At 42.5% G+C, this 24,061-nt stretch carries 27 protein-coding genes and 1 tRNA gene; 21 read left to right on the top strand and 7 right to left on the bottom strand.

Features of this window, described 5'->3' with window-relative positions:
* Positions 1-115: 115 nt before the first annotated feature.
* From L4C39_RS14075 to L4C39_RS13975, 21 genes are all read left to right on the top strand, one after another.
* Positions 116-2,245, top strand: coding sequence for a TonB-dependent siderophore receptor (locus L4C39_RS14075; RefSeq protein WP_136994562.1), 2,130 nt, complete (start codon positions 116-118; stop codon positions 2,243-2,245).
* Between the two features lie 226 nt (positions 2,246-2,471).
* Entirely contained in the window at positions 2,472-3,335 is an 864-nt protein-coding gene (locus tag L4C39_RS14070) for a DUF3450 domain-containing protein (protein WP_429746495.1), read from the top strand.
* 1 nt (position 3,336) lies between these two features.
* Complete coding sequence (locus L4C39_RS14065; protein ID WP_429746493.1) at positions 3,337-4,725, top strand: MotA/TolQ/ExbB proton channel family protein; 1,389 nt, start codon at positions 3,337-3,339, stop codon at positions 4,723-4,725.
* Complete coding sequence (locus tag L4C39_RS14060; RefSeq protein ID WP_429746491.1) at positions 4,725-5,276, top strand: MotA/TolQ/ExbB proton channel family protein; 552 nt, start codon at positions 4,725-4,727, stop codon at positions 5,274-5,276. Before L4C39_RS14065 ends, L4C39_RS14060 begins: the two co-directional genes overlap by 1 nt.
* Positions 5,273-5,677, top strand: coding sequence for an ExbD/TolR family protein (locus L4C39_RS14055; RefSeq protein ID WP_017052261.1), 405 nt, complete (start codon positions 5,273-5,275; stop codon positions 5,675-5,677). Before L4C39_RS14060 ends, L4C39_RS14055 begins: the two co-directional genes overlap by 4 nt.
* The gene (locus L4C39_RS14050) at positions 5,677-6,297 is read left to right on the top strand and encodes an energy transducer TonB (protein ID WP_429746489.1); all 621 of its coding nucleotides are present in this window, start codon (positions 5,677-5,679) and stop codon (positions 6,295-6,297) included. Before L4C39_RS14055 ends, L4C39_RS14050 begins: the two co-directional genes overlap by 1 nt.
* Complete coding sequence (locus L4C39_RS14045) at positions 6,297-7,550, top strand: tetratricopeptide repeat protein (protein WP_429746487.1); 1,254 nt, start codon at positions 6,297-6,299, stop codon at positions 7,548-7,550. Before L4C39_RS14050 ends, L4C39_RS14045 begins: the two co-directional genes overlap by 1 nt.
* 357 nt (positions 7,551-7,907) lie before the next feature.
* On the top strand, positions 7,908-8,537 hold the full coding sequence (locus L4C39_RS14040; protein WP_429746485.1) for a PepSY-associated TM helix domain-containing protein: 630 nt from the start codon (positions 7,908-7,910) through the stop codon (positions 8,535-8,537).
* 84 nt (positions 8,538-8,621) lie between these two features.
* Positions 8,622-9,182: a DUF2271 domain-containing protein gene (locus tag L4C39_RS14035; RefSeq protein ID WP_171756690.1), complete on the top strand. Its 561-nt coding sequence runs from the start codon at positions 8,622-8,624 to the stop codon at positions 9,180-9,182.
* A 101-nt stretch (positions 9,183-9,283) separates the two neighbouring features.
* The gene (locus tag L4C39_RS14030; RefSeq protein WP_429746483.1) at positions 9,284-10,117 is read left to right on the top strand and encodes a DUF4198 domain-containing protein; all 834 of its coding nucleotides are present in this window, start codon (positions 9,284-9,286) and stop codon (positions 10,115-10,117) included.
* A gap of 82 nt (positions 10,118-10,199) precedes the next feature.
* Positions 10,200-10,517 (top strand): hypothetical protein, encoded by a 318-nt coding sequence (locus L4C39_RS14025; RefSeq protein ID WP_136994578.1) that lies wholly within the window; start codon positions 10,200-10,202, stop codon positions 10,515-10,517.
* Entirely contained in the window at positions 10,514-11,164 is a 651-nt protein-coding gene (locus L4C39_RS14020; RefSeq protein ID WP_429746481.1) for a DUF6162 family protein, read from the top strand. The genes L4C39_RS14025 and L4C39_RS14020 overlap by 4 nt, the downstream gene beginning before the upstream one ends.
* 8 nt (positions 11,165-11,172) lie before the next feature.
* Positions 11,173-12,141 carry a metal ABC transporter solute-binding protein, Zn/Mn family gene (locus L4C39_RS14015; RefSeq protein ID WP_113795658.1) on the top strand — a complete coding sequence of 323 codons (969 nt, stop codon included), beginning with the start codon at positions 11,173-11,175 and terminating at the stop codon, positions 12,139-12,141.
* Entirely contained in the window at positions 12,138-12,932 is a 795-nt protein-coding gene (locus L4C39_RS14010; RefSeq protein ID WP_371711291.1) for a metal ABC transporter ATP-binding protein, read from the top strand. Before L4C39_RS14015 ends, L4C39_RS14010 begins: the two co-directional genes overlap by 4 nt.
* The gene (locus tag L4C39_RS14005) at positions 12,932-13,807 is read left to right on the top strand and encodes a metal ABC transporter permease (protein WP_113795655.1); all 876 of its coding nucleotides are present in this window, start codon (positions 12,932-12,934) and stop codon (positions 13,805-13,807) included. Before L4C39_RS14010 ends, L4C39_RS14005 begins: the two co-directional genes overlap by 1 nt.
* 2 nt (positions 13,808-13,809) lie before the next feature.
* Positions 13,810-14,697, top strand: a complete 888-nt coding sequence (locus tag L4C39_RS14000) for a metal ABC transporter substrate-binding protein (RefSeq protein ID WP_429746569.1) — start codon at positions 13,810-13,812, stop codon at positions 14,695-14,697.
* 253 nt (positions 14,698-14,950) lie between these two features.
* Positions 14,951-15,027 (top strand) — tRNA-Val (locus L4C39_RS13995).
* Between the two features lie 245 nt (positions 15,028-15,272).
* The gene (locus L4C39_RS13990) at positions 15,273-15,890 is read left to right on the top strand and encodes a class I SAM-dependent methyltransferase (protein ID WP_429746478.1); all 618 of its coding nucleotides are present in this window, start codon (positions 15,273-15,275) and stop codon (positions 15,888-15,890) included.
* Positions 15,890-17,017 carry an HNH endonuclease gene (locus tag L4C39_RS13985; RefSeq protein WP_429746476.1) on the top strand — a complete coding sequence of 376 codons (1,128 nt, stop codon included), beginning with the start codon at positions 15,890-15,892 and terminating at the stop codon, positions 17,015-17,017. The genes L4C39_RS13990 and L4C39_RS13985 overlap by 1 nt, the downstream gene beginning before the upstream one ends.
* Before the next feature lie 240 nt (positions 17,018-17,257).
* Positions 17,258-17,959 (top strand): phospholipase D family protein, encoded by a 702-nt coding sequence (locus tag L4C39_RS13980; RefSeq protein WP_017051632.1) that lies wholly within the window; start codon positions 17,258-17,260, stop codon positions 17,957-17,959.
* Between the two features lie 218 nt (positions 17,960-18,177).
* Complete coding sequence (locus L4C39_RS13975) at positions 18,178-18,438, top strand: HP1242/YdcH family protein (protein WP_017051631.1); 261 nt, start codon at positions 18,178-18,180, stop codon at positions 18,436-18,438.
* A gap of 113 nt (positions 18,439-18,551) precedes the next feature.
* On the opposite strand, the gene L4C39_RS13970 is transcribed toward L4C39_RS13975, so the two are convergent.
* The 7 genes from L4C39_RS13970 to L4C39_RS13940 all read right to left on the bottom strand — a co-directional run bounded on the left by L4C39_RS13970 (position 18,552) and on the right by L4C39_RS13940 (position 23,926).
* A complete protein-coding gene (locus L4C39_RS13970) occupies positions 18,552-19,271 on the bottom strand; it encodes an HAD-IIB family hydrolase (RefSeq protein ID WP_429746474.1) in 720 nt (239 codons plus the stop codon).
* Between the two features lie 128 nt (positions 19,272-19,399).
* Complete coding sequence (locus L4C39_RS13965; RefSeq protein ID WP_429746472.1) at positions 19,400-20,179, bottom strand: heme ABC transporter ATP-binding protein; 780 nt, start codon at positions 20,177-20,179, stop codon at positions 19,400-19,402.
* Complete coding sequence (locus tag L4C39_RS13960) at positions 20,179-21,213, bottom strand: FecCD family ABC transporter permease (RefSeq protein ID WP_136994595.1); 1,035 nt, start codon at positions 21,211-21,213, stop codon at positions 20,179-20,181. The genes L4C39_RS13965 and L4C39_RS13960 overlap by 1 nt, the downstream gene beginning before the upstream one ends.
* A 9-nt stretch (positions 21,214-21,222) precedes the next feature.
* The gene (locus L4C39_RS13955) at positions 21,223-22,086 is read right to left on the bottom strand and encodes a heme/hemin ABC transporter substrate-binding protein (RefSeq protein ID WP_429746470.1); all 864 of its coding nucleotides are present in this window, start codon (positions 22,084-22,086) and stop codon (positions 21,223-21,225) included.
* 1 nt (position 22,087) lies between these two features.
* Complete coding sequence (locus L4C39_RS13950; protein ID WP_429746468.1) at positions 22,088-22,501, bottom strand: ExbD/TolR family protein; 414 nt, start codon at positions 22,499-22,501, stop codon at positions 22,088-22,090.
* Entirely contained in the window at positions 22,498-23,178 is a 681-nt protein-coding gene (locus L4C39_RS13945; protein ID WP_429746466.1) for a MotA/TolQ/ExbB proton channel family protein, read from the bottom strand. The genes L4C39_RS13950 and L4C39_RS13945 overlap by 4 nt, the downstream gene beginning before the upstream one ends.
* A 13-nt stretch (positions 23,179-23,191) precedes the next feature.
* Complete coding sequence (locus L4C39_RS13940) at positions 23,192-23,926, bottom strand: energy transducer TonB (RefSeq protein ID WP_429746464.1); 735 nt, start codon at positions 23,924-23,926, stop codon at positions 23,192-23,194.
* Positions 23,927-24,061 lie beyond the last annotated feature (135 nt).

Genomic DNA, 24,061 nt, shown 5'->3' with positions numbered 1-24,061 from the left:
TAATGCAAATAATAATAATTATCACTTATATTCACCTCCGAAATCAAACAAGGACACCGGCAACGGTTGAAACAGAGCTCAAATAGAGGCTCACCTAAAATATTCGGAGTGTAGGATGACATTTTCAAAGAGCCATTTGGCATTAATAATCGGCGCGGTTCTCGCAGCACCAAGTGGTGTAGCAAGTACAGAAGTAACAAAGACAGACGTTGATGAAAAGCTAGTGGTTACAGGACACGATTACGGCTACAAAGCTGATACGAACTCTACTGCAATGCGCATGGAGATGACTCAGTTAGAAACGCCAGGACAAGTTAGTGTCATTGACGAACAAGTTATTGATGAACAACGCGCGAGTACGTTAGGTGAAGTCCTTAAAAATGATGCTTCAATTTCAGCGGGTTCAAAATCAACCAACCGCGAGCGTTTTAACTTACGTGGTTTCTCATTAGACAGTGGCGCAAGCTACTTGCGTGACGGTGTACAACACTGGTCTCACTACCGCCAGCCAGTTGAATTGCTTGAACGTGTAGAAGTATTAAAAGGCCCTGCAGGTCTACTGTATGGTGAATCGACTCCGGGTGGCTTAGTCAATATGATTGCTAAGAAACCAACGTATGAAACTCAAGTGAATGTGAGCCAAGACATCGGTTCAGACAATTACACACGAACGGTTGCAGATGTAAGTGGTTCACTTAATGAAGATCAGACATTGCGTGCTCGTGTGATTGTATCTCAAGAAAACCAGGACTCATGGCGTACACGTTTTGACGGAACTGATGTTGAAACTGAGCGTTTCGTCGGTGGTCTATTTGTTGATTACGATATTAATGAAGATACGATGCTATCTGTTCATTACGATCGTACTCAAGAGCTAGGCGACTTAGATAATGGCTCAAAAATTGATACCACAACAGGTAAGGTGATTGACCCTTCAATCGTAAATGATCAACGTTTTGCTCGTACTGATAATGATGTTGCCAACTATGGTGCCGCCATTACAGCAAACTTGAATGATCAATGGTCAGTTAAGAGCGGAATCAGCCGTCAGTTTTATGAGCGTCAACGAACAGAATCGAACAACTCCGTTCGCGGTGCTGGCAATAATCAATTCGGTTACAAAGTATCAGATAGACACGATGAATGGACATTTGATACCGCTTATGTTGATTTCACCGGAGATTTTGATGCACTAGGTGTGAATCACCGATTACTTGTGGGTGCGAACGGTCTTCACTACGATTACAAGCGTTTGTACGAAGCCGGGTATACCTGTGTTAACGGAACAGAAGCGGAAGCGATCAACGAGTGTGGCAATGGTTTCGATAAACCATCAGACATCAGCTACCGCAACGATACAACAGAATCGCACTCTCAAAGCAAACATTATGGTGTTTACGTTCAGGATCTAGTCAGCTTTAATGATCAATGGCAAGTTCTAGCGGGTGTTCGTTTTGCGCATGACAAAACAGAAAGCAGCAGCGGCAAAAAAGAGAGTTACAACAATGTTCTTCCAAAGCTTGGATTAATATACTCTCCAGCTGAAAATGGGTCTATCTACGCGGTTTACTCAGAAAGTTTTCAGCCTGTTGGTGAAATCACTAACCAAGATGATGTAAATTTTGGTGATAGCCAAGATGCAAAAAAAGGCACGCTTTACGAGGTAGGTTCAAAATGGGATCTGTTTGATGAACGCCTGTTTGTTTCTGGTGCGCTGTTCCAAATCACGCAATCGAACATGCAAGTGACGGAAGATTTTGATACCCCTGTCAATGGAAAAGACCAGATCACGACGCAAGTTGGTGAACAAGTGCATACTGGTGTTGAACTATCGGCAACAGGTTTCGTTATGGATTCTTTGTCGGTAAGCGCATCAACGATGTTCTTAGATGCTGAATACAAAAATGATCCTGATTTGAATGGTAAGACGCCTGCTGATGTTCCTGAATTTACAGCAAGTATTTGGTCAACTTACGCGTTCAATAATGGCACAGACGTGAACTTAGGTGTTTACCACGTAGGTGAGCGCTACACGGAAAGCGCTAACACCTTTAAGAAAGATGCGTATACTCGTGTCGACATGGGTGTTTCACATACCGTTAAGTACGATGAAAATCTTGATTTCGTTGCTCGATTTAACGTTGAAAACCTATTTGATACCGACTACCTAGAAGGCGGTAGCACAAGTGGTGTCGTTGTCGGTGAAGGTCGCAACTACATGGCAACGTTACAAGTTAAATACTGATAATGGGGTTTAGCCATTTAGTACAGTAAAATACTAATTGAAGGGAAAGGTCATACTTTCCCTTTCTTAGGTTATAAATTTTGCAAGAGTTTACATCATCATGCAAAATGGATGGTATTGATAATGGGTATTGTTATCAGTAGGTTTGAGCAGTACTCATTAACCAATGAACATCGTTATAGATTAACGTCTGTTTGGTTCTCTTTTCACACAATTGACTACAACTATGAATCATTTTAAAACCAGTTTAATGCTTATCATCGCCGCGAGTGTTACCCCCGTAAAAGCGAACAGTTTGGATACGGCGCGTTCTATTGAAAGTAAAACAAATGCCGCTTCTGCCATCAGCCAGAAAAAGATCGATCAAAGTGCTCAAATGACACTGAGTTTAAAAGCGGAAATAGAACAACTTCAAGAAGAGGTTGATAACCTTGAGGTGTACCGAAATCATCTATCAGCCTTGGTCGATAACCAGAACCAAGAAGCGGACAGTTTGAATGTTCAAATTGAAGAGATTAAGCATACACGTCAGGGCGTGGTGCCATTGATGTATAAAATGATTGATGGTCTAGAACAGATCATTACAAACGATAGGCCGATTAAGCCGGAGTTACGCATAGAGCGGCTCACTAAGCTCAAAACCATGATGAGTCGAGCGAATGTGAGTGATGCTGAAAAATATCGTCGAATCTTAGAAGCCTACCAAATTGAAATGGACTACGGCACCAAATTAGGCAGCTACCAAGGGCAGGTTATGCTCGCGTCTAAGCAAGTGATTGATGCCGACATTCTCTATTTAGGTCGTATTTCGCTGGTAGCCCGCAACCTTAAAGGCGATCAGTTTTGGGCTTGGGATCAAACAGAAAAGCAGTGGCAACTTCTCGACACATTGGTTAATAGCGATTTAGACAAAGCGTATGATATCGCTTCAAAACAGGCGGCTCCAAGTCTGATTACGCTGCCAGTGTCTGTATCGAATGCTCAACAGCTAAATTTGAATACCTCCTCTCGTTCGCAAGCTAATATGATAAAAAACCAAGCCAACATGATAAAAACCAATGTGACAGCAAGTAATTCGGAGATAAATTAAGATGATCAATGTATCTCTAACGTCAACATTTTCTAGCCTTCGAGTGCTAGGGCTATCACTGGCTCTTTTCTGTCACAACGCTATGGCTACGGATGATCTCGTTCACCAAGCTAAAATCGAAAATACCCAGCAAAAATCACATAACGTTCAACGTGAAAAAGGTTTCAAGCAGACTGAACAAACATTCCAACAACAGAAAAATGAGTTGTTGGCTAAACGTAAGCAACTCCAAGCTGAAACGGATAAATTATCAACCCAGTTTAGTGCGAATGAAAACCGATTGGCAAAATTGGAAGAAACATTACGTCTGGATGCAGGTAGCCTAGGTGAGTTATTTGGTGTTGTCAGGCAATCGGCAAAGGATTTAAAACGAGAACTTGATTCGTCTATCACTCAAGCGGACGCAGCGAGATATTCGCAAACCGTTACCGATATTGTGGATGCTCAATCACTACCATCAATGACTCAATTGACTGGGCTGTGGTTAAGCATGGTCGAACAGATCCGTGCCAGTGGCGAACTTGGACAAACAAGCATTACCTATATTAATGGTGACGGCGAACGTTCAGAAGTCGCGGCAGCACGATTAGGTGTATTTGGTCTGATAGGCGAACAAGGTTACATGAATTGGAATGGCAAGCGTCAAACCGCCACTCACTACTTAAAACAGCCAGACAATGGACCGACACTTTCGACTGTTTCAACTCTTCGAGATGGTGGTATTCAATATATCGTTGTTGATCCATCACGTGGCGTAATGCTCGAACAATTGGCGAATACTCCAAGCTTTAAAGACCGCATTCAAGCGGGTGGTGTGGTTGGCAAAATCATTTTAGGTCTACTTGGAGTCGGTTTGATTATCGCTCTGTATCGTGGTGTCGCATTACTCATCGCACAACAAAAAATTAAGCGACAACTGAAGAACCCAACACAAGCTGGAGATAACCCACTAGGTCGAATTCTAGCCGTATACGATGGTGAGCAAAATCGTAGTGTTGAAGCGCTAGAACTTAGATTGCTAGAAGCCGTTGTTGATGAGCAGCAAGGGTTAGAGAAGGGTTTATCAATGCTGAAACTATTGGCGGCTTTAGCACCAATGCTTGGTCTGCTAGGTACAGTAACAGGCATGATTGAGACGTTCCAAGTGATTACTCAGTTTGGTAACGGCGATCCAAAGGTGATGGCAGGTGGCATTTCAATGGCACTGATCACGACCGTACTTGGTCTGGTTGCTGCAATGCCACTGTTGCTTGCACATAACGTATTGAGCTCTCAGGCAGAGAACATACGCACTATTTTAGAGAAGCAAGGAATTGGCTTAGTGGCTGAACAAGCTGAAAAAACAAATTCTCAAGCTCCGATTGCCCACTCTGTTGGAAATGCAGCGTAATGAATGGCTTTGTAATTCCTGAGTTTATCCAGAATCTCGATTGGGTACTTGCTCTGTCTCATTTTATGGAACAGGGCGGGCAGATCCTATGGTGGTTAGCGGCAGTCGTTGGAATTTGTTGGTTACTAGTGATTGAGAGAGTGATTTACCTTGCGTTCTATTTCCCGAAGCAGCGAAAAGCACTTCAACAACAATGGTCGCAAAGGGACGATCATCACTCGTGGCATGCTCATGCAATACGAGGTGGCTGGGTGTCTCAAGCGCATATCGCACTGAATCAGAATCTTAATATGATCAAACTCTTGGTGGCGATCTGCCCCATGCTTGGTTTGCTTGGAACTGTGACGGGTATGATTTCAGTATTTGATGTAATGGCGAGTCAAGGCAGTAGTAACCCAAAATTGATGGCGTCAGGTATCTCACTCGCGACATTGCCGACAATGGCTGGAATGGTCGCTGCATTAGCGGGAATGTTTGTACATGCGCGTTTGGCAAAGGTCTGCAACTTGTCTGAATTGAAATTAGAAAAATCTTTAAGGAGTCAGAAATGAGGCTCGGTAGACGTCACGTAAAAAATGAAGAAGCACAAATCGATCTGACTTCTATGTTGGATATCGTCTTTATCATGCTGATCTTTTTTATTGTGACAAGCTCATTTGTTAGAGAGTCGGGGGTTGACGTTAATCGCCCGCAAGCTTCAAACGTAACCAGTCAGAAAGAGGCCGGAATCTTTGTCGCCATCACCTCTGCGAACGATATTTATATTGATAAACGACTGGTGGACGCTGAACGAGTAGAAGCAACACTGGAACACTTATTATTGGAACAACCTGAAGCGTCGTTGGTGATCCAAGCGGATGAGCATGCGTATAACGGCACGGTAGTCAAAGTGATGGATGCTGCAAAAGGTGCTGGCGTGAAGAGTATCGCGTTGGCGGCGGAGAAGCTCTAATGCTACGTTTACTCATGGCGTTGCCGTTTGCGGTAGCGATTTCGATTGGGCTATTCACCTTTATGGCTTGGATGGTAGACAGCGGTCACCAACGGACACCGGAACAAGCTGAAACGCTCAGTTTTAATATGTTGATGTTCGAACAAGAAGAAGCGCTACAGCGTAGAAAGCGAAGTGTGCCAGAGCAGCCTAAAGCGCCAGAGATGCCGCCTAAATCAGCAATGAATCAGGCTAAAACAGAGGCCACAGTTAGTAATCCAAAGTTGTCACTGCCAGATTTAGGACTTAATACCGTCGCTAATGGATTAGCGATCAATATGCCGACATTTGGTGATTTTGGATCCAATCAAAAAGCGATGCCACTGTACCGAGTGGAGCCACGTTATCCAGCAAAAGCAAAAAAACGTAAGGTGGAAGGTTTTGTTGAGATGGAATTTACTATCGACAAAACAGGCCGACCTACGGACATAAAAATCACTAGTGCTAAACCTGCACGAATGTTTGATCGTTCGGCAAGGAGAGCGCTTAAGAAGTGGAAGTATCAACCTAAAATTGTTGATGGTCAGTCTGTTGAGCAGTTAGGTCAGACCGTTAGAATAGAATTTAAAATGGATAAATAATGAAACGAGTATTTAAGCTTTTTGTTACTGCATTTTGGGTTCAGTTTTTGGTTGTACCGATGGGGATTTCTGCGGAACTCAGTCAGTACACTGCAAATCGCGTACAGCGAGCGCATCAACTCCAGCAAGATGAAAAACTATCGGAAGCTATTGGTACTCTAAATGATTTAGAGATCAATCGAGATTACGATAAAGCGTTTGTAGCGCGGATGCTGGGAGTGTTCTATTGGCAAAATGAGCAAGCGGAACTGGCGATTGAACAGCTCACGTTCGCGGTAAACAGCCAGTTACTTGAAGACGCTCAAGCGTGGGTCACTAGGCGTATGCTTGCCGATATTTTATTGAGTCAACAGCACTTTGAGAAAGCAATTCCTCATTATTATGAATTATTGAAAACACGACCAGATGACAAAAAAGGAGCGGAGCTGTGGCTGCGTGTTGCACAGAGTCATTACCAGTTATCTCAATGGGAAAGGGTGTTGGTTTCGATTAGTAAGTTTGATCGCAGCAATCGAGTTAACGCCCATACAGGAGCTCTTTCAGACAACAAAGATGCGAATTCAGACGCTACTGAACTGACGGATAAGTTTTCATCTCTATCGTTAAAACTCGGAGCGCAGATGCAACTTAAGCGTTGGAAGGATGCGATTCCAACCTTAGAGCAACTCATCCATTTACAGCCTAATAAAGTGAACTGGTGGAGACAGCTTGTCGGGCTTCAACTTAAATTGAACAAAACGGACTCAGCGTTAGATTCGCTGGCGTTAGCTAAATTGCAAGGCGTTGCGTTGTCACAACAGGATCTGATTTTATTGTCTCAGCTCTATTCGAAAAGAGGCGTACCGGAGCGCGCTGCTCAAATCTTGAGTGAACTGGTTGATGCAGAATCAGATGTTACATTACTGAGTCAACAGGCCGCTTATTGGCAACAGGCAAAAGAGTGGCAACATGCGATTTCTACGTGGTCACTTGCGGCTAAGCTTGAGCCTAAATATCACTGGCAAGTTGCACAATTACTAGTGCAAGAGGGATACTATCAGCGAGCATTAACGGAGTTAGATAGAGTCACCGAAAAGGAACGGAAAGCCGATGTAGCGTTGGCGAAAGTGCGTGTCTATTACAAATTGAATAAGCTCGACAAAGCGTTAGCCAATGCAAAGAGAGCGGACAATATTGAACCTTCCAGTGAAGCAAAAAATTGGATGAAATATCTGACTCAGTTGAGAGTGGTATCGGATTCAAAATCCTCTTAATTTGTTTCGACCTACTAAGTTCTATTTAGCTTATTTCTGTCTAGCCTAGTTCTATTAAACTTAGCTCTATCAAACTTAGCTCTGTCTCACGTCGCTCTTTTTGACATCCAGATTTAAAGGATCTTGAGCACCATCGAATAATCCCATAGATCCAATAAAAATCCGCATAGACCCTATAAAAATCCCCATCGTCACTGATTATGGGGATTTTTTATTTTGTCTTACTAGGGGCAATATCATTAGAGACTACCTCACTACTCACTAGAGTAGGTGAACGTAAATAATGTAAATTGAATGTCAATGAAAACCATTATCAATTACATTGCATCCTATCGTATTTATATCAGTTAACCATTCATGTTGTTAAAAAGAAAAGGCGTTCAAATCTGGGCTCGTCGATTACATATCTATATTTCAATGGCCTTATTGTTGATTGTGCTGTTTTTTTCAGTAACAGGAATCACGCTGAATCGACCAGAATGGTTTGAAAGTAGTCAGCCAAATATCAAGCAGCAGACGGCGATCATCCCCAATAAAATACTGAAAGCCTCACATGATGGTTATGAGCCAAATGAAGATGAGTTAATCGACTTTTTAACATCAAATTTGGGGTTACATGGTTCGCCATCAAACTTAGATGTGTTTACGAGTGTTGAAGCAGGGGAGCTAATCGAAGGAGAAGCGTCTCTCGATTTTAAAGGACCTGGGTACAACGCTAGCGTTTACATTGATCTGTTGACGGGTGAGGCGGAAATAGAGTCAACAAATTATGGCGTTGTCGCCCTGCTCAATGACCTACATAAAGGCCGTAATAGCGGAGAAGTTTGGAAGTGGTTTATCGACATTACTGCACTGCTGATGATCTTCTTTGTATTAACTGGGGTTTGTCTGCTGCTGCCAAAGAAGAAGACATTGAACACCTCACTTAAATGGACTGCATTTGGATCGATTATCACGTTAAGCATCTTCTATCTTGCCGTCCCTTAATCTGATTGCTGTTCTCGCTATTCATTGATGTTTAGCGTCGCAGGCAATGTAGTAAAAACCATTAATCCAACGATTGAGAAACTCATGAAACATAACAGGCGAACACTCGCATGGGCAAAACCAGTACTTGTTATTGCGGCATTAATTTTACCCATATTCACTCATGCAGCATCAGGCGATGGAGTGACAGAACAACTGCTTCATGAAAGCGCAAAAGTGGATATCCGTTTACAAATTCCGACCATTAAGACCACGACATATGCTCGACCATACGTTGCAGTTTGGATTGAAAATGATCAAAGAAAATCAGTAAAAACGGTTCAACTTTGGGTCGGTAAAGACGAATGGCTGAAAGACTTACGCAGTTGGTGGAGAAAGGTAGGGCGTTACGATAAAGCGCTTGTTGATGCAGTGACATCGGCCACTCGTCCTGCTGGTGACTATCGATTTGTATGGGACGGTACTAACGACGCAGGACAGAAGGTCGCGCAAGGTAATTACACCTTCCACATTGAAGTCGTGCGCGAGCATGGTGGGCGGAACTATCTACGTCAGAAATTAGAACTGGGGAATAGCGCGAATTCATACCAAATCCAGCCAACAGAAGAGACTGGGTTAATCGACATTCATTATCGGCCTCAGTAGGAACCTATAACTAAGAAACCTATAAATAAGAAGCCTGGAAATAAAAACAAAAACCAACAGTCATTAATTTAAATAAACCTCAATTTATGGATTTAATCAGAATGAAAAATACGAAACTGAAAGTTGCCCTACTTGCCAGTGTGATGGCGGTTGGTATGGCCGCCGCAACGACAGCTAACGCGCACCCACGTTGGGTTTTACCGTCACACTTTACCGTGTCAAAAGAGGGAGGCGACTGGCTAACGTTTGACGTGACCGCGTCTCATGGTACTTTTGTGTTTGATAAACCTGCGGGCAGCGAGTCGGCACAAGTCATTATGCCAGATGGTAGAAAAGAGCGCCCTGACTTTGTCATTAGAGGAAAACGCCGTTCAATTTTCGATTTCTATTTTGAAGAGCAAGGCACGCATAAAGTTCAGATCAATAATACCCCGACTTATTACACTCAATACAAAGCTGGCCGTCGAGACACGGTTAAGTGGCTTAAAGCAAGCAAAGCAGAACGTGATCAATTGCTGCCAGAAAAAGCCCGTGATGTGAGTACGCAGCTTAGCTTTACTCGTGCAGAAAGTTACATCACCGTAGGAAAGCCAAGTTCTTCTGTATTTGAAATTGAAGGCAAGCTACTTGAGATGAAACCCATTACTCATCCCGCTGACATCGTGGCTGGTGAAGACGTTGAATTTCAATTTTTCTATAACGGTCAACCTCAAGCTGGCGTCGTCGCTGAGATCACTCGCGAAGGAACGCTTTACCGCAATCATCAAGAACAGATTGACGTGACTAGTGATGAACAAGGGCGCATTACGTTTAACCCTCATGTTGCAGGTCGATACGTAATGAAAGCGAATTACAAAGGCGAGTTGATCGATAATGTGATGGCTGAAAAAGCGAGTACCAATGTCCATTTAACCTTTGAAGCACTATTGCCGTAAGTCTAACCCTCTCTATTTACAAATAAAGGATTAGTGGTCATGCATTAATCCTTGTTTAGTTCTCATCACCGAAAAGATCTTTATGAAAAAAAATTGCTCTCTGATTGGCGCGTTCATTGCGTTATGTTTCTCATCTTCTGCTTTTGCGCACTTTCCGTTAATGAGTTGCTGGTTAGAAGCAGATTACGTGCTTTGTGAAGCGGGCTATAGCGATGGAAGCAAGGCTGTAGATTATAACGTTGATATGTTCGACTACGACGATAATTTAATTGCTAAAGCGACCACCGATAAACGCTCAATTGCACAATTTAGTCACCCACAAACCGATTTCTACTTAGTGTTTGATTCGGGCCATGAAAACCCAGTAGAGGTTGATGTCGTTGAGATTTCACAAAAATGATAGTGCAAACCGTTAAATCGAATACTGGCAGCAGTGAAGGTCGTTGGGTTGGAGGCATCATTGCAGTCATTTTGCTTGTTGCAACGATCGCAATTCCATTTCATCAACAATCCAGTAAACAGCATGGCTTAGAGTCACATCAAATCTCGGTGAAGGACTTACATCAAGATGATCTTGCGATGATTGCTGAATTACGCCTTGCGTTTGAAGAGATCAAAGATTTACGGCTTGATGCTGTATCGATTAACAACGAGCAGCTAAGTAATCGCGAACAGCCGCTAAATAGTAGTGAACAACATCAAGGTAATCGTGATCTATCAAACGCCTCTAGCAGCAAAGTGCTCGCATTTTCTCCATCGGTCAGAGAATTAGAAGAAAATTGGATTGCGCCATTTGTGCACGATAAAAGCTGGGTAAGGAAAGGTGAACACCATTGGTCGAATCTAGGCAATGGATTCTATTTCGGGCGAAGAGTAGCAAGTGATGGCGCTGCCAATGTTGTTCTCAATACTCAACTTTCAAGCCCTGATATATGGCTAGCCAATGAAACATCTTTACTTGATGTTGATGGCTCGATCAGCTTACAAATTTTACGTGATAAACGCTGGAAACAAGTTGCGTTTATCGTATCCACAGAAACACATTAAGAGTGCTAATGATGAACCAATCACTTTACCGTCTCGTCCTGATATTGATAGCAGGGCTGTGTTCAGTCATTAATGCAAATGCTGCCACTGAAACTGATACACAAAATTTGTCTATATCTGAAAAACAAGCTATATCTCAAAAACTAACCATCGGTATCACACTTCAGCCTTATTACAGCTATGTAAAAGCCGTTGTTGGTGACAGAGCAACGATTCTTCCTTTGGTTGATGCAGGGTTCAATCCACATAATTACTTGCCACAACCTAATGACTTGCGCCGACTCGCGCAGATGGATGTCATTGTTATTAATGGTATCGGACATGATGATTTTGCTCTTAAAGTTATCGATGCTGCCAATCGAACCGATCTTGTGGTGTTGAAAGCAAACCAAGACGTGCCGTTACTGCCTGCGATGGGACAATCTGTCGGTAAAGGTGCGGTAAACCCACATACTTTTGTAGGCCTGTCGACCACCATTCAGAAGGTGTACACCATCGCCAGTGAGCTATCAAAAATCGATCCTGAGAACGCAAGCTTCTATCGTAAAAATGCACGTAAATACGCAAAAATGTTCCGTTTGATGAAGCGCGAAGCAATGTTATCACTTGGAGAGCTTGATACGGCTGGAATGAAAGTGGCCACAACACACAATGCATACGGCTATATCTTGCAGGAATTTGGTGTGGATGTTGAAGCAGTGATTGAGCCTGCTCACGGCGTAGAACCGAGTGCTAGCCAGCTACAAGATACAATTGAAAAGATAAAAGCATCCGATATTGATGTGCTTTTCTATGAATTGAATATGCCAAATCGTTTTGTCGATACTATTGAGCAGGCGACTGGGGTTCAACTCTATCGTTTTTCCCATATGACCCATGGGCCGTATGAAGACGACAAAGTCGAAGTCGAAATGAAAAAGAACTTACAAACATTAATTGAAGCGATGAAGTTTGCGGCTGCGAGAGATAAATCATGATGCAGGATCTCAATGCTAAAAAATACTCATCTCAAGGGCCAAAGATTGAACTCAAACAGGTTGGATTGAGTTATGACGATAATGTGATCTTAGAGCAGATTAATTTGTCACTTGATGCCGGAAAGAGTCATGTAATCATGGGCCCGAATGGCGGAGGTAAGACATCTCTATTACGTTCGATTTTGGGTTTTACGCCTTTTAAAGGACACATTGATATCCAGTGGCCAGAGCAAATTGGCAAGATAGGTTACGTACCTCAAAAAGCGATATTTGAATCAAGTCTGCCATTAACGGTGATGGATTTCATTCTGCTTAATCAAACTCGTTCGCCACTGTTTTGGAAGCGTAACCGAAAGCATACCGAACATGCACTAGAACAGTTAGATCGCGTTGGAATGGCGGGTCGAGCAGATCGCCGAATGGGGCAGCTTTCTGGTGGAGAACAGCAGCGCGTTTTGTTCGCCCAAGCGTTGCTCGATGATCCGCAATTATTAGTTTTAGATGAACCAACCACAGGAATGGACGAGCAGGGGGTTCGCTACCTAGAGTCTCTGATTCATGAATACGTGGCGGATGGGAAAACCGTGCTTGCTGTACACCATGATGTCTCAGCAGTAAGACGTTTAGAAGCGCAAGTTCATGTCGTTAACCGATACTTGGTTGATAGTGGAAGTTATCAAGAGGTACTGCAACCTGAAAAGATTGAGCGATTGTTTAATCATTACAGCGCCCCTGAAGTAGCAATACCTTCAGATAATTCAAAAACGACAAACCAAAAAGAGGTGGCGTAATGGAGTGGTTACGACAACTTGCACAAATGGCCGTTGAAAATGGTTGGCTCAGTAACAGTTTTTCGTATGCATTCATGGTTAATGCAGTGGTTGCCGCATTCTTGTTAGGGCCATTATTAGGTGGTTTGGGCACGCTGGTAATTGCAAAGCGCTTAGCATTTTTCTCTGAAGCAGTGGGCCATGCGGCTTTAACAGGAATTGCGCTTGGAGTATTGCTTGGAGAACCCGCAGAAAATCCCATTATAGGTCTGTTTAGTTTTTGTATGATTTTTGCCTTGTTACTTCACTTTGTCCGTAATCGTACCAACGTGCCATATGACACATTAGTCGGCGTCTTTCTTGCCTTAGCTCTGGCTGTGGGTGCCGCTTTATTAATGTATGTCGCAAGGAAGATTAATATACATATGTTAGAGAACGTGCTGTTTGGCTCGATTCTAACCGTGACGGATCAAGACATTATTGTCCTTGCGATTTGCTGCTTGGTTATCACTCTACTGCTCATCCCAACCTTTAACCGTATCTTGCTGACCTGTATTAGCCCAGATATTGCAAGAGTGCGTGGTTATAACACGAATTTTTATGACTACTTGTTCGTGATAATGATTACGCTAGTGACGATCGCATCAGTAAAAATTGTTGGAGCGGTATTAGTTGGCGCTCTGCTGCTTATTCCAGGCGCAACGGCTCGTTTACTTACAAAAAGAATGGGGAGCTTTGTTCTATTGTCCGGAGGTTTAGCAACAATCGCTTGCGTTGTCGGTACTGTATTACCAATGGAACTTGAATTGCCTGTCCCTTCTGGAGCATCGATTATTATCGTCTCGGCAAGCTTCTTTTTAAGTGCAACTGTCTACCGAATAGCGAAAAAGGCGTAATGATGAAACGTAAAATGATTGGGGCACTCACCACGAGTTTGGCTCTGATGAGTGCTTTACTAAGCCCAAACCTTCTTGCTGCCGATATTCTCACAGCAACTCCAGTTACTTATGTGCTTGCAACAGAGTTAACTAAATATACCAGCATAACCACCACATACTTGCCACCTAAGCGTTATGGGATAGAGAGGCTACCCAATTGGTTCGCTGGGAAAGGGCAAGATCAAGTACTACAGCAGGCGAAACCCGCCAGTGTCGCCATCACTCTTAGTGCTATTTGGCGACAAGAACCATTGTTTAAATTGGCTCGTCAAGGGAACATCCGTCTCGTTGAAATCGATGCATCGCAAGCCATCTCACCAAGGTCTCAAGGCGTAGCCACGTTAACCTTGCCCGATGGAGAGGTATCTAAATATTCGTGGTTAAACCCAACTAACTTGAATCGAATGTCCGCAATCGTAAGTGATGACCTCAAACGATTATGGCCAGAAAAAGCGAACCAAATAGAGAAGAATCATCAACAATTTATGTTATCGGTGAGGCACCTTATTAATGCCCAACAAAAGACATTAATTGATTCGGAGATTGATTCAGTTCTTTTACTTTCATCGTCACTCGAAGATTTTGCTTCAGGTAATCAACTGTTTGTCGTCGATCGTTTAACGAAAGCCGAGTTGGAATGGACCAAAGCTGAGGAGCAAATAATAGAGCGCAGCATCAAAGAGGATCCGAACTTATGGATATTAACCTCTTCCAAACCATCAAAAAAACTGCGGAAGTTGGTGCCAGATAACCGTATTTTGCAGATTGATACTGTTGATCGTTGGGGGCGTGCCGGAATTAGCGTCGAAAATCCATTGGGTCGATGGATGATACCAACCACACATTAGTAACAGGCACTTCATTGTTTGTGAGTGTGTCATTATGGTTGTCTAACTTTGATATAAACGTAAGGTCGCTCTTTTTCAAAGTATTGATTGAATATTTATGAGAGTTAAATCACATTTGATATTGCTCTAACACGATGATTTGAATGATAAATGGTCAAGTTGGCGATGATTTCAGCAAACGATCAAAAACTGTGAATTTATGCTTGCACGGATAGGGAACAGTCGCTATTATCTATCTCGTTCCCAAGGGAAAGCCCGCTTAGCTCAGTTGGTTAGAGTACTTGCATGACATGCAAGGTGTCACTGGTTCGAGTCCAGTAGCGGGCACCAAATTCAAAAAGAAAGCCCACCTAGTGTGGGCTTTTTTGTACCTGTAATTTCTTGTTTTATTAGATGCTTAGCTAACTGTTGTGGTTTGCTTTACGGATCAATTTAGTCTCAAACATTGTTTATTTCCAATCAGCTGGTCGAAATTGCGCGATACTCATCACAATTACTAATGCTTTTCTAATACTTAATCGTCATATGCAACCAACCGATATATTATCAAGTCTAATTGATATATGGGTTGGTTTATGTCGATAAATACTTCTTTTTACAACAAAAACGCTGTTCAGCTAGCCACAAAATATGACTCTTTAGCATTTGAAAATGTTCACGGTTCGTGGTCTATGTATTGGCCTTGTAGAGATGCAAAGGTTCTTGATATCGGTGCAGGCTCAGGGCGTGATGCTAGATGGTTTGCAAAGCAAGGTTGCTCGGTTATAGCCGTTGAACCAGCAAGTGAATTTCGTCAATTAGGAACCTCAAACTCCTCCTCTCAAATTCAGTGGTTAGATGATTCATTACCTGCTTTAGCCAACACAAGAAACGTATGTCAGCAATATAATTTGATTTTGGTTTCAGCAGTATGGATGCACTTAAATTCAATGGAACGTGAAGAGTCGCTTGTCGTACTGTCTGAACTTCTTTCTGATAATGGAAAACTGATTATCACATTGCGCCATGGTGGTTTTGATGATGGACGCAATGCTTACAACGTTTCTGTCGAACAGCTAGAGAAATTAAGTGTAGTTTCAAGACTGGCTGTATGTCATGTAGCTAAAGGTGCAGATTCTTTGAATAGAACGAATGTTTCTTGGCAAACCGTGGTGTTAGAACACGCAAGCGCTAATAATGATAAGGGCAGTTGATGGCATTAGAATACTATTTAGAGCGCTTTCAAAACCTGAAAATGAACAGTGCTGGCGGCAAAAAAAGTCCTCATAAAGTGTGTATGCTGCTTGCTGTTATGGACTTGATTCAAGCAGGGCACATAGCAACCAACAAAATCTGTTTGAATCAAATTCTTAAAGATCAGTTCACTCATCATTTTGATAATCTAGCCCAGAGTAAAGATAAAAACACACCCGAAAATCCTTTCTTTCATTTAAGAAGTGAAGGCTTTTGGTATCTTTCTTACCATGAAGGTTACGATCAAGCCTCAACCAGTCGCTATTCAGCAAAAGCAGTCTCTTATGCGTATATTGACGATGAACTGTTTAGCTATATGAGAAGTTATATTGTTTCTAATGAGCTAAAAGAGGGACTTGTCTCGAATCTATCGGATTTAGCGACGCTATATCATCAGTGGTTGATTGATATTGGAAAGTCTGAAAAAACAGCGAGTAATTATCTTGGAGCGATAAGAGGTTCGATATCTAATTGGTTGATGGAGGAGGGTGAATTAGAAGTGCCACTCACTGATGTCAATTCATATCGTAAATTTGTCAGTTATGAAGAGAAGGCAAGAAAACTGGAACAGTTTCAAATTCGTGATTCTAGAGGGAAGGGGATGTATAGCGCCGCTTTATCCCACTATCACAAGTTTTTAGCTGATTTATCCCAAGTTGACGTTAATGCAGATATCAAGCAGGTTATGACTGATAAGACTCTGTCTGAAACCGAAAAGACCATCTTGGTTAATACAAGGGTCGGGCAAGGACATTTCAGATCCAAACTGATTCAAATGTGGGGTGGTTGTGCCGTTACAGGCTATCGTAATACTCAGTTGTTATTGGCATCACACATTAAACCTTGGCGAGACTCTAACAACGAGGAACGCTTAGACAGGTTCAACGGTTTATTGCTTCTAGCCAACCTAGATAAAGCCTTTGATCTTGGTTTCATCTCCTTTGATGATCACGGAAAGGTTCTCATCTCAAGCTACTTGGAATCGCCAGATGTGATTGGTTTAAAAGAGGATATGTCGTTCAACATCATGCCAGATCACAAGCCATACCTTAGATATCATCGAGGGGAGCTATTTAAAGGGCTTTAATTAGGAAGGTCGTTTGAAGATATTTATTGATTTGGAAATTACCCCTTCTTTAGCATCAGCAGTGCCAAGCAATTAGTCATTTGACGCTTTCCTCCGTAGTATATATTTTGCTCGATTTCTGAAATATTCGTGATTTATAACCCATTCCATTTGATCTGGATATGCAACAAGCTGTACTGATGCGTGGTTAAATAGTAAGTTGACGATAAATATAAGAATTAATAATTCAAAGGATGTTTAATGGCTAAGTTTCTAAATACCAGTGCAACAAATTATTATCTCGAAGAACTTATTAAAAACGCTTCTGAAAGACTTATTTTGATTAGCCCTTTTTTAAAGCTAAATGATCGGATCAAAGAATTACTTGAAGACAAAGATCGTATGAAGATTGATATCAGAATCGTTTACGGTAAGAGTGAGTTACAACCAGAAGAAATTAACTGGCTTAAAGAGTTGTCCTTTGTGCGTACCAGTTTTTGTAAAAATTTACATGCCAAATGTTATATCAATGAAGAGTCTTGTATCATTACGAGTTTGAACCTTTATGAATTCAGCCAAGTGAATAATAATGAAATGGGCATATTTGTTGATCGTACAGAAGATGCAGAAATCTATCGAGATACTTATGATGAAGCTCAGAGAATTATTCGTATTAGTGATGAAGTTCGTATTTCACTCGAAAAAATTGAGGCCAATCACTCTCAAGATAATACTCAAGAGCAGCAAGAGGCTGTTGCGAAAATTACAACTTCGAAATTAGCGGTTAAGCTAAAACTCAAAACAAACGAGTTTTTAGATAGATGTACGTCAGCGGGATATCTCACGTGTACCGATGGAAAGCACAGCTTAACGGAGCAAGGAAAATCTATAGGTGGGGAGCACAAATATAGCAAACGTTTTGGCTCTTACTTCATCTGGCCAGAGGATTTAAAACTCAGCTAAGAAGATTAAGTGGCTCGGGCATCCTGGTGATCATTTACAATAGGCGCGTTATAGCAATATATACCTATGTTGAGTGCCTACTTGTATTGTCTTTTTTGATTCGAGGGAAATTCTTAAGGTATTGCGTCATGATATTCAATACTTTGTGCTGACTGGCACATAAATCTCGGTCATTAACCTCTATAATTGTGAATAATTAATCAGAAGAGGGAATGCCGATGCTCAATGAAAATCATGCCTTTATTTTAGATTTTCCAGATCTTAAATTAGACATTGTTCAGCTCAATCATGATGACCCTACATTTAAAGCCGACTTACAAAAATACCATCTATTAGACTACAACATCCGTGAACTTGAAGTTTCCGGTAGCCCAATTGATGACGAAAATATGCATACGCTTAAGCTTCAGAGAATGGAGTTAAAAGATTTACTGTACCAGCAACTAACAAAACATCATCAAGAGGCAAAGCAAGAATAACATCGTTTCCGGTTAACTCGATATCAATGAGTTTTAAGCCTTTTTAAAGATATTCGATAGCTTTTGTTGTCACTAATGCCCAGTAGTCATTTACTGGGCATTAATCGTAAATGCTAAGATAAATTTTGCCAATATCTCAACCCTTCCAAAACGCCTTGAGCATGAGTTGCTTGGCTTGTGTATACATTTTCCCTACTGCTAAGGTGAGCCACTTCTTGGTAGTGGTTAGCGACTAAAATAGCATTAATGCCGTCAATTGTGAGCATAGACGTATCATTGGCAGAGTCACCTGCAACACACACTTCTTCAGGCGTTAAATTGTTCTTTTCTAAAAGGTAATGAATGGCTGCGGCTTTTGTAATACCTTTTGGTGTAATATCCAGAAACCATCCATGAGAGTAGGTAAGACTAACGTGAATAGCGCTGTCTTTTAATGCGCTCTCAAGTTCAGCGAATTGATGCTCGTTTATCGTCCCTTCTATGGTGATTTTGTAGGGACTTTGATGTTGCTCACTGCATTGACCTAAAAAATCGAAGTTTTGAATGACGGCTTCAACTTTTGGCTTGTTCCATGTTGATTGGAGCTTATTCTGCCAGGCTAAATCGACATCAAAATTGTGATGAATTTGAGTCCCGATATCACTGATGATGCAATAGGGAGAGAGGTAGTTATCACCAGCGAGCCCCTCTTTTATAGAAGGTAACGTTCTACCAGTGGCAATGACAAAATGCAGATCAGGCTGCTCGCTTAGGTAATTAGAAAGCTGAGTCACACCCATTGATGGTCCTCCGTCAAGAGTCCCATCAAAATCGCATATCAACATCTTAATCATCGGCTGAATACCACTCTAGAAAACCATAGAAGCGAAAAAATCGCACTGTAATTATCTAGATTGGATCAACTCAGTTTTAGACACAAGCACTTGTGTAGTGAATTACTTCATAATTTGACGCAACCTATCTAAATAGCATAAACCGTTGGAAAATCGAGAGTAGGATGTGATTGAACAAATGTCTGGTGACCATAAACGTGTTCAATCATTGTGGGTGTGATCGCCTCCCAAGGTGTTCCGTCGGCCTGAAGCTTGCCACTTTTTAACACCACGACTCGATCTGAATATTGCGCTGCTAGATTTAAGTCATGCATCACTATGATGACCGCAGCCCCCTCATTTGCTAACTGGCGTGCTAAGCGAAGGGTATTATGTTGGTGGGCAAGATCCAATGCAGAGGTCGGTTCATCAAGCATGATGATCTTACGTGAACTTTGGCTGACTTGCGTTAGCACTCTCGCAAGATGAACTCGCTGTTTTTCACCACCAGAAAGCGAAGGGTAGAGCCTCTGCGCCAAATGACCAATGCCCGTTTTTTCCATCATGTTTGAAGTTATGGCTTGCAGTTCTTTGTTCGGCAACTCTAAGGGTAAGCCACCAAGTTCGACAACTTCCTGCGCATTAAAAGCGAAAGATAAAGTGCTATGTTGCGGAAGGACACCTAACTGCTTTGCAAGATTTTGGCTATTCCAACGCTGTTTATGCTGATCAAAATAGTGAATATTGCTATTACTTTCGATCTCGCCACACAGAATTTTTAAGAGTGTGCTTTTTCCTGCACCATTGGGTCCAAGTAAGGTCGTTACTTGCCCACATTGAAGTTCAATATCGACATTATCCAAAATCAATTGGTTGTTTATTTGATAGGAAATATTAGAGGCGGAAATCGCGGTTGAATGGGAGTTCATTAAATTTTTCCCCTTTGCGTGAACAGTAAATACAAAAAGAAAGGGGCACCGATGATGGCGGTAACAATCCCTACTGGAAGCTCTGCCGGGCTGACCGCAACTCTTGCAAACATGTCAGCACCAGTCAGTAATAACCCACCGAGTAAGGCCGACAAAGGAAGTAAAGTCTTATGGTTTGGACCTGCAAGCATGCGTCCAAGGTGGGGGATAATGAGTCCTATAAATCCGATCATTCCAGATAAACTGACAGTGATCCCAACGCCGACAGCGCTCAGTACGATCATCCGCTTTTTAAGTGACTGAACATTAACACCCAGGTGCTTGGCTTCCGCTTCCCCCAGAAGAAGAGCATTGAGGCCAGATGCATTTCTGATGAATATCGTTAGCAATATCAGAAGGCCAACAGAGGCGAAGATTAAATCAGTCCACTTTGCGCCTGCAAGCGATCCCATTGACCACAAAGAGAGGTCGCGTAGCATTTGATCGTCGGCAATAAAGTTTAAATAACCGATACCTGCACCAGAAAGCGCACTGATAGCCACGCCAGCCAATAGCATTACGGTTATCGACGTTCCGAACTTACTGGTACCTAGACGATAGACTATCAATGTCGTTATTGCGCCACCAAGAAAAGCAAAGACTGGCACGGCAGCAAAATCCATCAGCATTGGATATTCCTGAGCAACGGATGAAAACAGCACGATCGCAAGTGCCGCCCCTAATGCCGCCCCGGCAGAAACGCCAATAATCCCCGGCTCCGCTAGTGGGTTACGAAATAGCCCCTGCATGACAACCCCTGATATCGCTAATATTGCTCCGACCAACATGCATAGCAAGGTTCTTGGCAAACGAACTTGGTGAATGATGAGATCAACATGGGCAGGAGTGCCCGATAGCCATGGGTTAAGGCTACTGAAGCTATCAAACAATGTAATTGCCATTGGGCCCGTTGCGATAGAACTTAAAGCAATGAACAGAAGCAGAGCCCCGTTTATCCACAACAGTTTTGAATATGAGATGTACTTTAACAACATAGTGATAGCTTATTGATATAGAAGGGTGTTTAGACGTTCTGCTTCGTCGAGAGTTGCAAGACCTAAGCCGCCGACCAAAGCTGAACCTTTAATTCCGATGACTTGTTTGTATTGACCTGCTGGAGTCGATGATAAGGTTGGAATTGACTTGATAATATTGTCGATACCTTCAAGCTTTTTGATGCTGCGATTACTCACTAAAATTACATCTGGTTGCATTAAGAGCATGGCTTCCATTGACACAGGTTTGAACGATGAGATTGAATCGCTTGCTGGGTTTATGCCGCCAGCTAAGCGTATAAGCTCATCCATGGTGGTTTCTTTGCCAGCAACATAAGGCGCTCTGCCTTCATGAAGTAATAAATAGATAACTTTTTTCTGTTTGCTATCCTGTGGAATATTGCTATTTAGCTTCGCTACTTTTTGATTAACCGTTGCTTTGATGCTGGCGGCTTTTTGGGTCTGGTTGGTTATTTTTGCAATCTCATCAATGCGATCTAATAAGCCTTGAATGGTAGGCTTGGTGTTCACCACATTGACATTGATGGATGACTGCGCCAATAAATCGAGTGTCGATTGAGGCCCCATTTCATCCGAGCCAATAATGCGCGTCGGCTTTAATGCTAAAAGTCCTTCTGGAGACAGCTGTCGATGATAGCCAATTTTCGGCATGTTTTCGGTTTGAGGCATTTTACTTGTGACATCCACGGCAACCAGCGACTCTTGAGCGTCTAGGGCAAAAATCAGTTCAGTTACAGCGCTGCCTGCACTAATAATTCGCTCCTTCGCAAATGCGGCTGAGGGTACAGATATGAATGTGAGAGCCAAAACTAAAGAGGCAAGGTTACGGGATGTTTTGAGGTTGTTGAACATTCTATTTTTCGTCCATTAAAATTTGAGTCGCTTTAATATTATTGTCTTGTAAGAAAGCGAGTAATTTAACCATATGCTGAATTTCAGCGGCTTTGTCTGATGCGATGACGACTTGAAACTTCGGCTTGGTTTTCACTTGTTCAAGCAGTTCCGAAGTGAAGCTTTGCCATGTCAGAAAGGATTTGCCATTCAACCCCCAGTAGGGATCTTCTTGTAATATGTTGATGGTGATGGACTGACTATCAACCTCAGAAACGGACTCGGTATCTGCCGACGGTAGGCTCACTTCCAGAGATTGAAGTTTGACTGTCGCGGTTAGAAGTAGAAAAACCATTACAATGAATATGATGTCTAAAAGGGGCGTTAAATCGGGCTGCTGTGATTCTGACGCCTCGATGTGAGGACGTTTAATCATGCACTCGCCCCCGAGGGAACCGTCAGGTTGGTTTCATTGGTTAATGGAGTCACGAACACGCCATCAATCCACAAGTTGGTATAATTGAGCGAGTGTTCTAACCGCGCTAAGATTCGATCGGCCCACAGTCCCAATAATTGGGCGCTAGAAATAGCAGGTAACGCGATGATCAGACCAATCGCGGTAGTTCGCATGGCAAGTCCTAATCCGTCGGCGAGAATATTTGGAGTGATAGAGCCTGTGGTTGCGGCAACACTTTTGAACATATCAATGAGGCCAAGAACGGTACCTAAAAGGCCGAATAGTGGGCTGATCATGCCAATTAACCCAAGGATCTTCAGCCCAGAACGTAACTTATAACGTTTTTCTTGCAGCCATAAGCCAGCCACATCTTCACGTAGAGCCTTGTTGATATGACGGTGCGATAAAAGCATCGCGTTTCCCTTCGCAGATAAAGCGCGACGTTTTCTAAGTGAATCAACCAGTGAATCAATGCCAGATCCGTTCGTGGGATCGAGTTGAGCTAATGATTTACGGATGGATTTGTGTGAGCAGCCAGAATAAATCAGCAACTGAATCGTACGCTCAAGTAAGAGCGCCAGGGTGATGACTGAACAGCACAATAGAGGCAAGGCGACAATGCCGAGCTGCGAATACAAATGTGAAAAATTGAACATGTTGTTTCCAATACTACTTATTTAAAGAAAATCGAACAGGGATCTGCACTCGGTGTGCAATAGCTTGTCCATCAATAACTTGGGGAGAAAACTGCCAGCCACGGATCGCCTTAAGTGCGGCCTCATCTAGAATTGGGGTTCCTGAAGAGGTCACCAGTTGCTGCTTGACCTGTTTTCCGTGCTCGTTGAGCCAAATCTCATATAAAGCAGTCCCTTGAATCCCTTTGCGCTGAGCAATCCGAGGATAACGAGGGGCTTTTGGTCGCTTCAGAAAACTAGGTTTGGTGATTAGCTCCGGCTTTTCTGTCGCGCCAGATTTAGAGGCGACTGGTTTTGCTTCGGCTTGCGGTTCAGTGACTTTTTTCTCAGTCTTGACTGTTTTTGGGTTTGGTTCAGCGGTCTGTTTTTTTGAAACTACCTTCTCAGTTTTAACGACCTTCTTTTCAACGGCAGGCTTTTTTGTCGTGGTCTTTTTTGGTGTTAGAGGTTTCTTAGCCTTAACAGATTTGCTTTTATTCAGTTTAGGTTTAGTTGCTTCCGTTTTCACCGATTCAGGTGTCTTGGATTGTTGGCTCGGAGTAGATGCAGGGGCGACAGGTCTACTTGGGGATACGAACTTGATATTAACTTGCGAAGACTGGCTTCCAACAGGCATGGCAAAAGCTTGTTTCTCTGGAGTAGCCCAAATCACAGCGGTATGAATGACAAGTGATATGCTTGCGGCTGTAAGATAACGAAAGTTAAGCACGAAGAGCTCCGTTTAAAATAAATCAATGCTATTGGGATTATTATAAACATAATAAGAATGAGATCAATTATCAATTGCATTATCATTAAAAAATAATTTATGATAATGACAATGACGAAGCTCTTAGCAGTAAAG

This window comes from Vibrio clamense (assembly GCF_050337905.1).
Lineage (GTDB): Bacteria > Pseudomonadota > Gammaproteobacteria > Enterobacterales > Vibrionaceae > Vibrio > Vibrio cortegadensis.
Note: the sequence above shows the minus strand (reverse complement) of the source record. Positions and strands in the feature narration are given on the sequence as shown.

What these genes read in the sequence shown, in the direction of transcription:
- L4C39_RS13955 (WP_429746470.1), bottom strand. Translation starts at nt 22,086, where the DNA reads ATGTTCAACAACCTCAAAACATCCCGTAACCTTGCCTCTTTAGTTTTG.
- L4C39_RS13960 (WP_136994595.1), bottom strand. Translation starts at nt 21,213, where the DNA reads ATGTTGTTAAAGTACATCTCATATTCAAAACTGTTGTGGATAAACGGG.
- L4C39_RS13985 (WP_429746476.1), top strand. Translation starts at nt 15,890, where the DNA reads ATGGCATTAGAATACTATTTAGAGCGCTTTCAAAACCTGAAAATGAAC.
- L4C39_RS14035 (WP_171756690.1), top strand. Translation starts at nt 8,622, where the DNA reads ATGAAACATAACAGGCGAACACTCGCATGGGCAAAACCAGTACTTGTT.
- L4C39_RS14020 (WP_429746481.1), top strand. Translation starts at nt 10,514, where the DNA reads ATGATAGTGCAAACCGTTAAATCGAATACTGGCAGCAGTGAAGGTCGT.
- L4C39_RS14055 (WP_017052261.1), top strand. Translation starts at nt 5,273, where the DNA reads ATGAGGCTCGGTAGACGTCACGTAAAAAATGAAGAAGCACAAATCGAT.
- L4C39_RS14010 (WP_371711291.1), top strand. Translation starts at nt 12,138, where the DNA reads ATGATGCAGGATCTCAATGCTAAAAAATACTCATCTCAAGGGCCAAAG.
- L4C39_RS14060 (WP_429746491.1), top strand. Translation starts at nt 4,725, where the DNA reads ATGAATGGCTTTGTAATTCCTGAGTTTATCCAGAATCTCGATTGGGTA.
- L4C39_RS14070 (WP_429746495.1), top strand. Translation starts at nt 2,472, where the DNA reads ATGAATCATTTTAAAACCAGTTTAATGCTTATCATCGCCGCGAGTGTT.
- L4C39_RS14050 (WP_429746489.1), top strand. Translation starts at nt 5,677, where the DNA reads ATGCTACGTTTACTCATGGCGTTGCCGTTTGCGGTAGCGATTTCGATT.
- L4C39_RS14040 (WP_429746485.1), top strand. Translation starts at nt 7,908, where the DNA reads ATGTTGTTAAAAAGAAAAGGCGTTCAAATCTGGGCTCGTCGATTACAT.
- L4C39_RS14030 (WP_429746483.1), top strand. Translation starts at nt 9,284, where the DNA reads ATGAAAAATACGAAACTGAAAGTTGCCCTACTTGCCAGTGTGATGGCG.
- L4C39_RS14025 (WP_136994578.1), top strand. Translation starts at nt 10,200, where the DNA reads ATGAAAAAAAATTGCTCTCTGATTGGCGCGTTCATTGCGTTATGTTTC.
- L4C39_RS13980 (WP_017051632.1), top strand. Translation starts at nt 17,258, where the DNA reads ATGGCTAAGTTTCTAAATACCAGTGCAACAAATTATTATCTCGAAGAA.
- L4C39_RS13970 (WP_429746474.1), bottom strand. Translation starts at nt 19,271, where the DNA reads ATGATTAAGATGTTGATATGCGATTTTGATGGGACTCTTGACGGAGGA.
- L4C39_RS14045 (WP_429746487.1), top strand. Translation starts at nt 6,297, where the DNA reads ATGAAACGAGTATTTAAGCTTTTTGTTACTGCATTTTGGGTTCAGTTT.
- L4C39_RS13965 (WP_429746472.1), bottom strand. Translation starts at nt 20,179, where the DNA reads ATGAACTCCCATTCAACCGCGATTTCCGCCTCTAATATTTCCTATCAA.
- L4C39_RS14075 (WP_136994562.1), top strand. Translation starts at nt 116, where the DNA reads ATGACATTTTCAAAGAGCCATTTGGCATTAATAATCGGCGCGGTTCTC.
- L4C39_RS13990 (WP_429746478.1), top strand. Translation starts at nt 15,273, where the DNA reads ATGTCGATAAATACTTCTTTTTACAACAAAAACGCTGTTCAGCTAGCC.
- L4C39_RS13950 (WP_429746468.1), bottom strand. Translation starts at nt 22,501, where the DNA reads ATGATTAAACGTCCTCACATCGAGGCGTCAGAATCACAGCAGCCCGAT.
- L4C39_RS13975 (WP_017051631.1), top strand. Translation starts at nt 18,178, where the DNA reads ATGCTCAATGAAAATCATGCCTTTATTTTAGATTTTCCAGATCTTAAA.
- L4C39_RS14000 (WP_429746569.1), top strand. Translation starts at nt 13,810, where the DNA reads ATGAAACGTAAAATGATTGGGGCACTCACCACGAGTTTGGCTCTGATG.
- L4C39_RS14015 (WP_113795658.1), top strand. Translation starts at nt 11,173, where the DNA reads ATGATGAACCAATCACTTTACCGTCTCGTCCTGATATTGATAGCAGGG.
- L4C39_RS14065 (WP_429746493.1), top strand. Translation starts at nt 3,337, where the DNA reads ATGATCAATGTATCTCTAACGTCAACATTTTCTAGCCTTCGAGTGCTA.
- L4C39_RS13945 (WP_429746466.1), bottom strand. Translation starts at nt 23,178, where the DNA reads ATGTTCAATTTTTCACATTTGTATTCGCAGCTCGGCATTGTCGCCTTG.
- L4C39_RS14005 (WP_113795655.1), top strand. Translation starts at nt 12,932, where the DNA reads ATGGAGTGGTTACGACAACTTGCACAAATGGCCGTTGAAAATGGTTGG.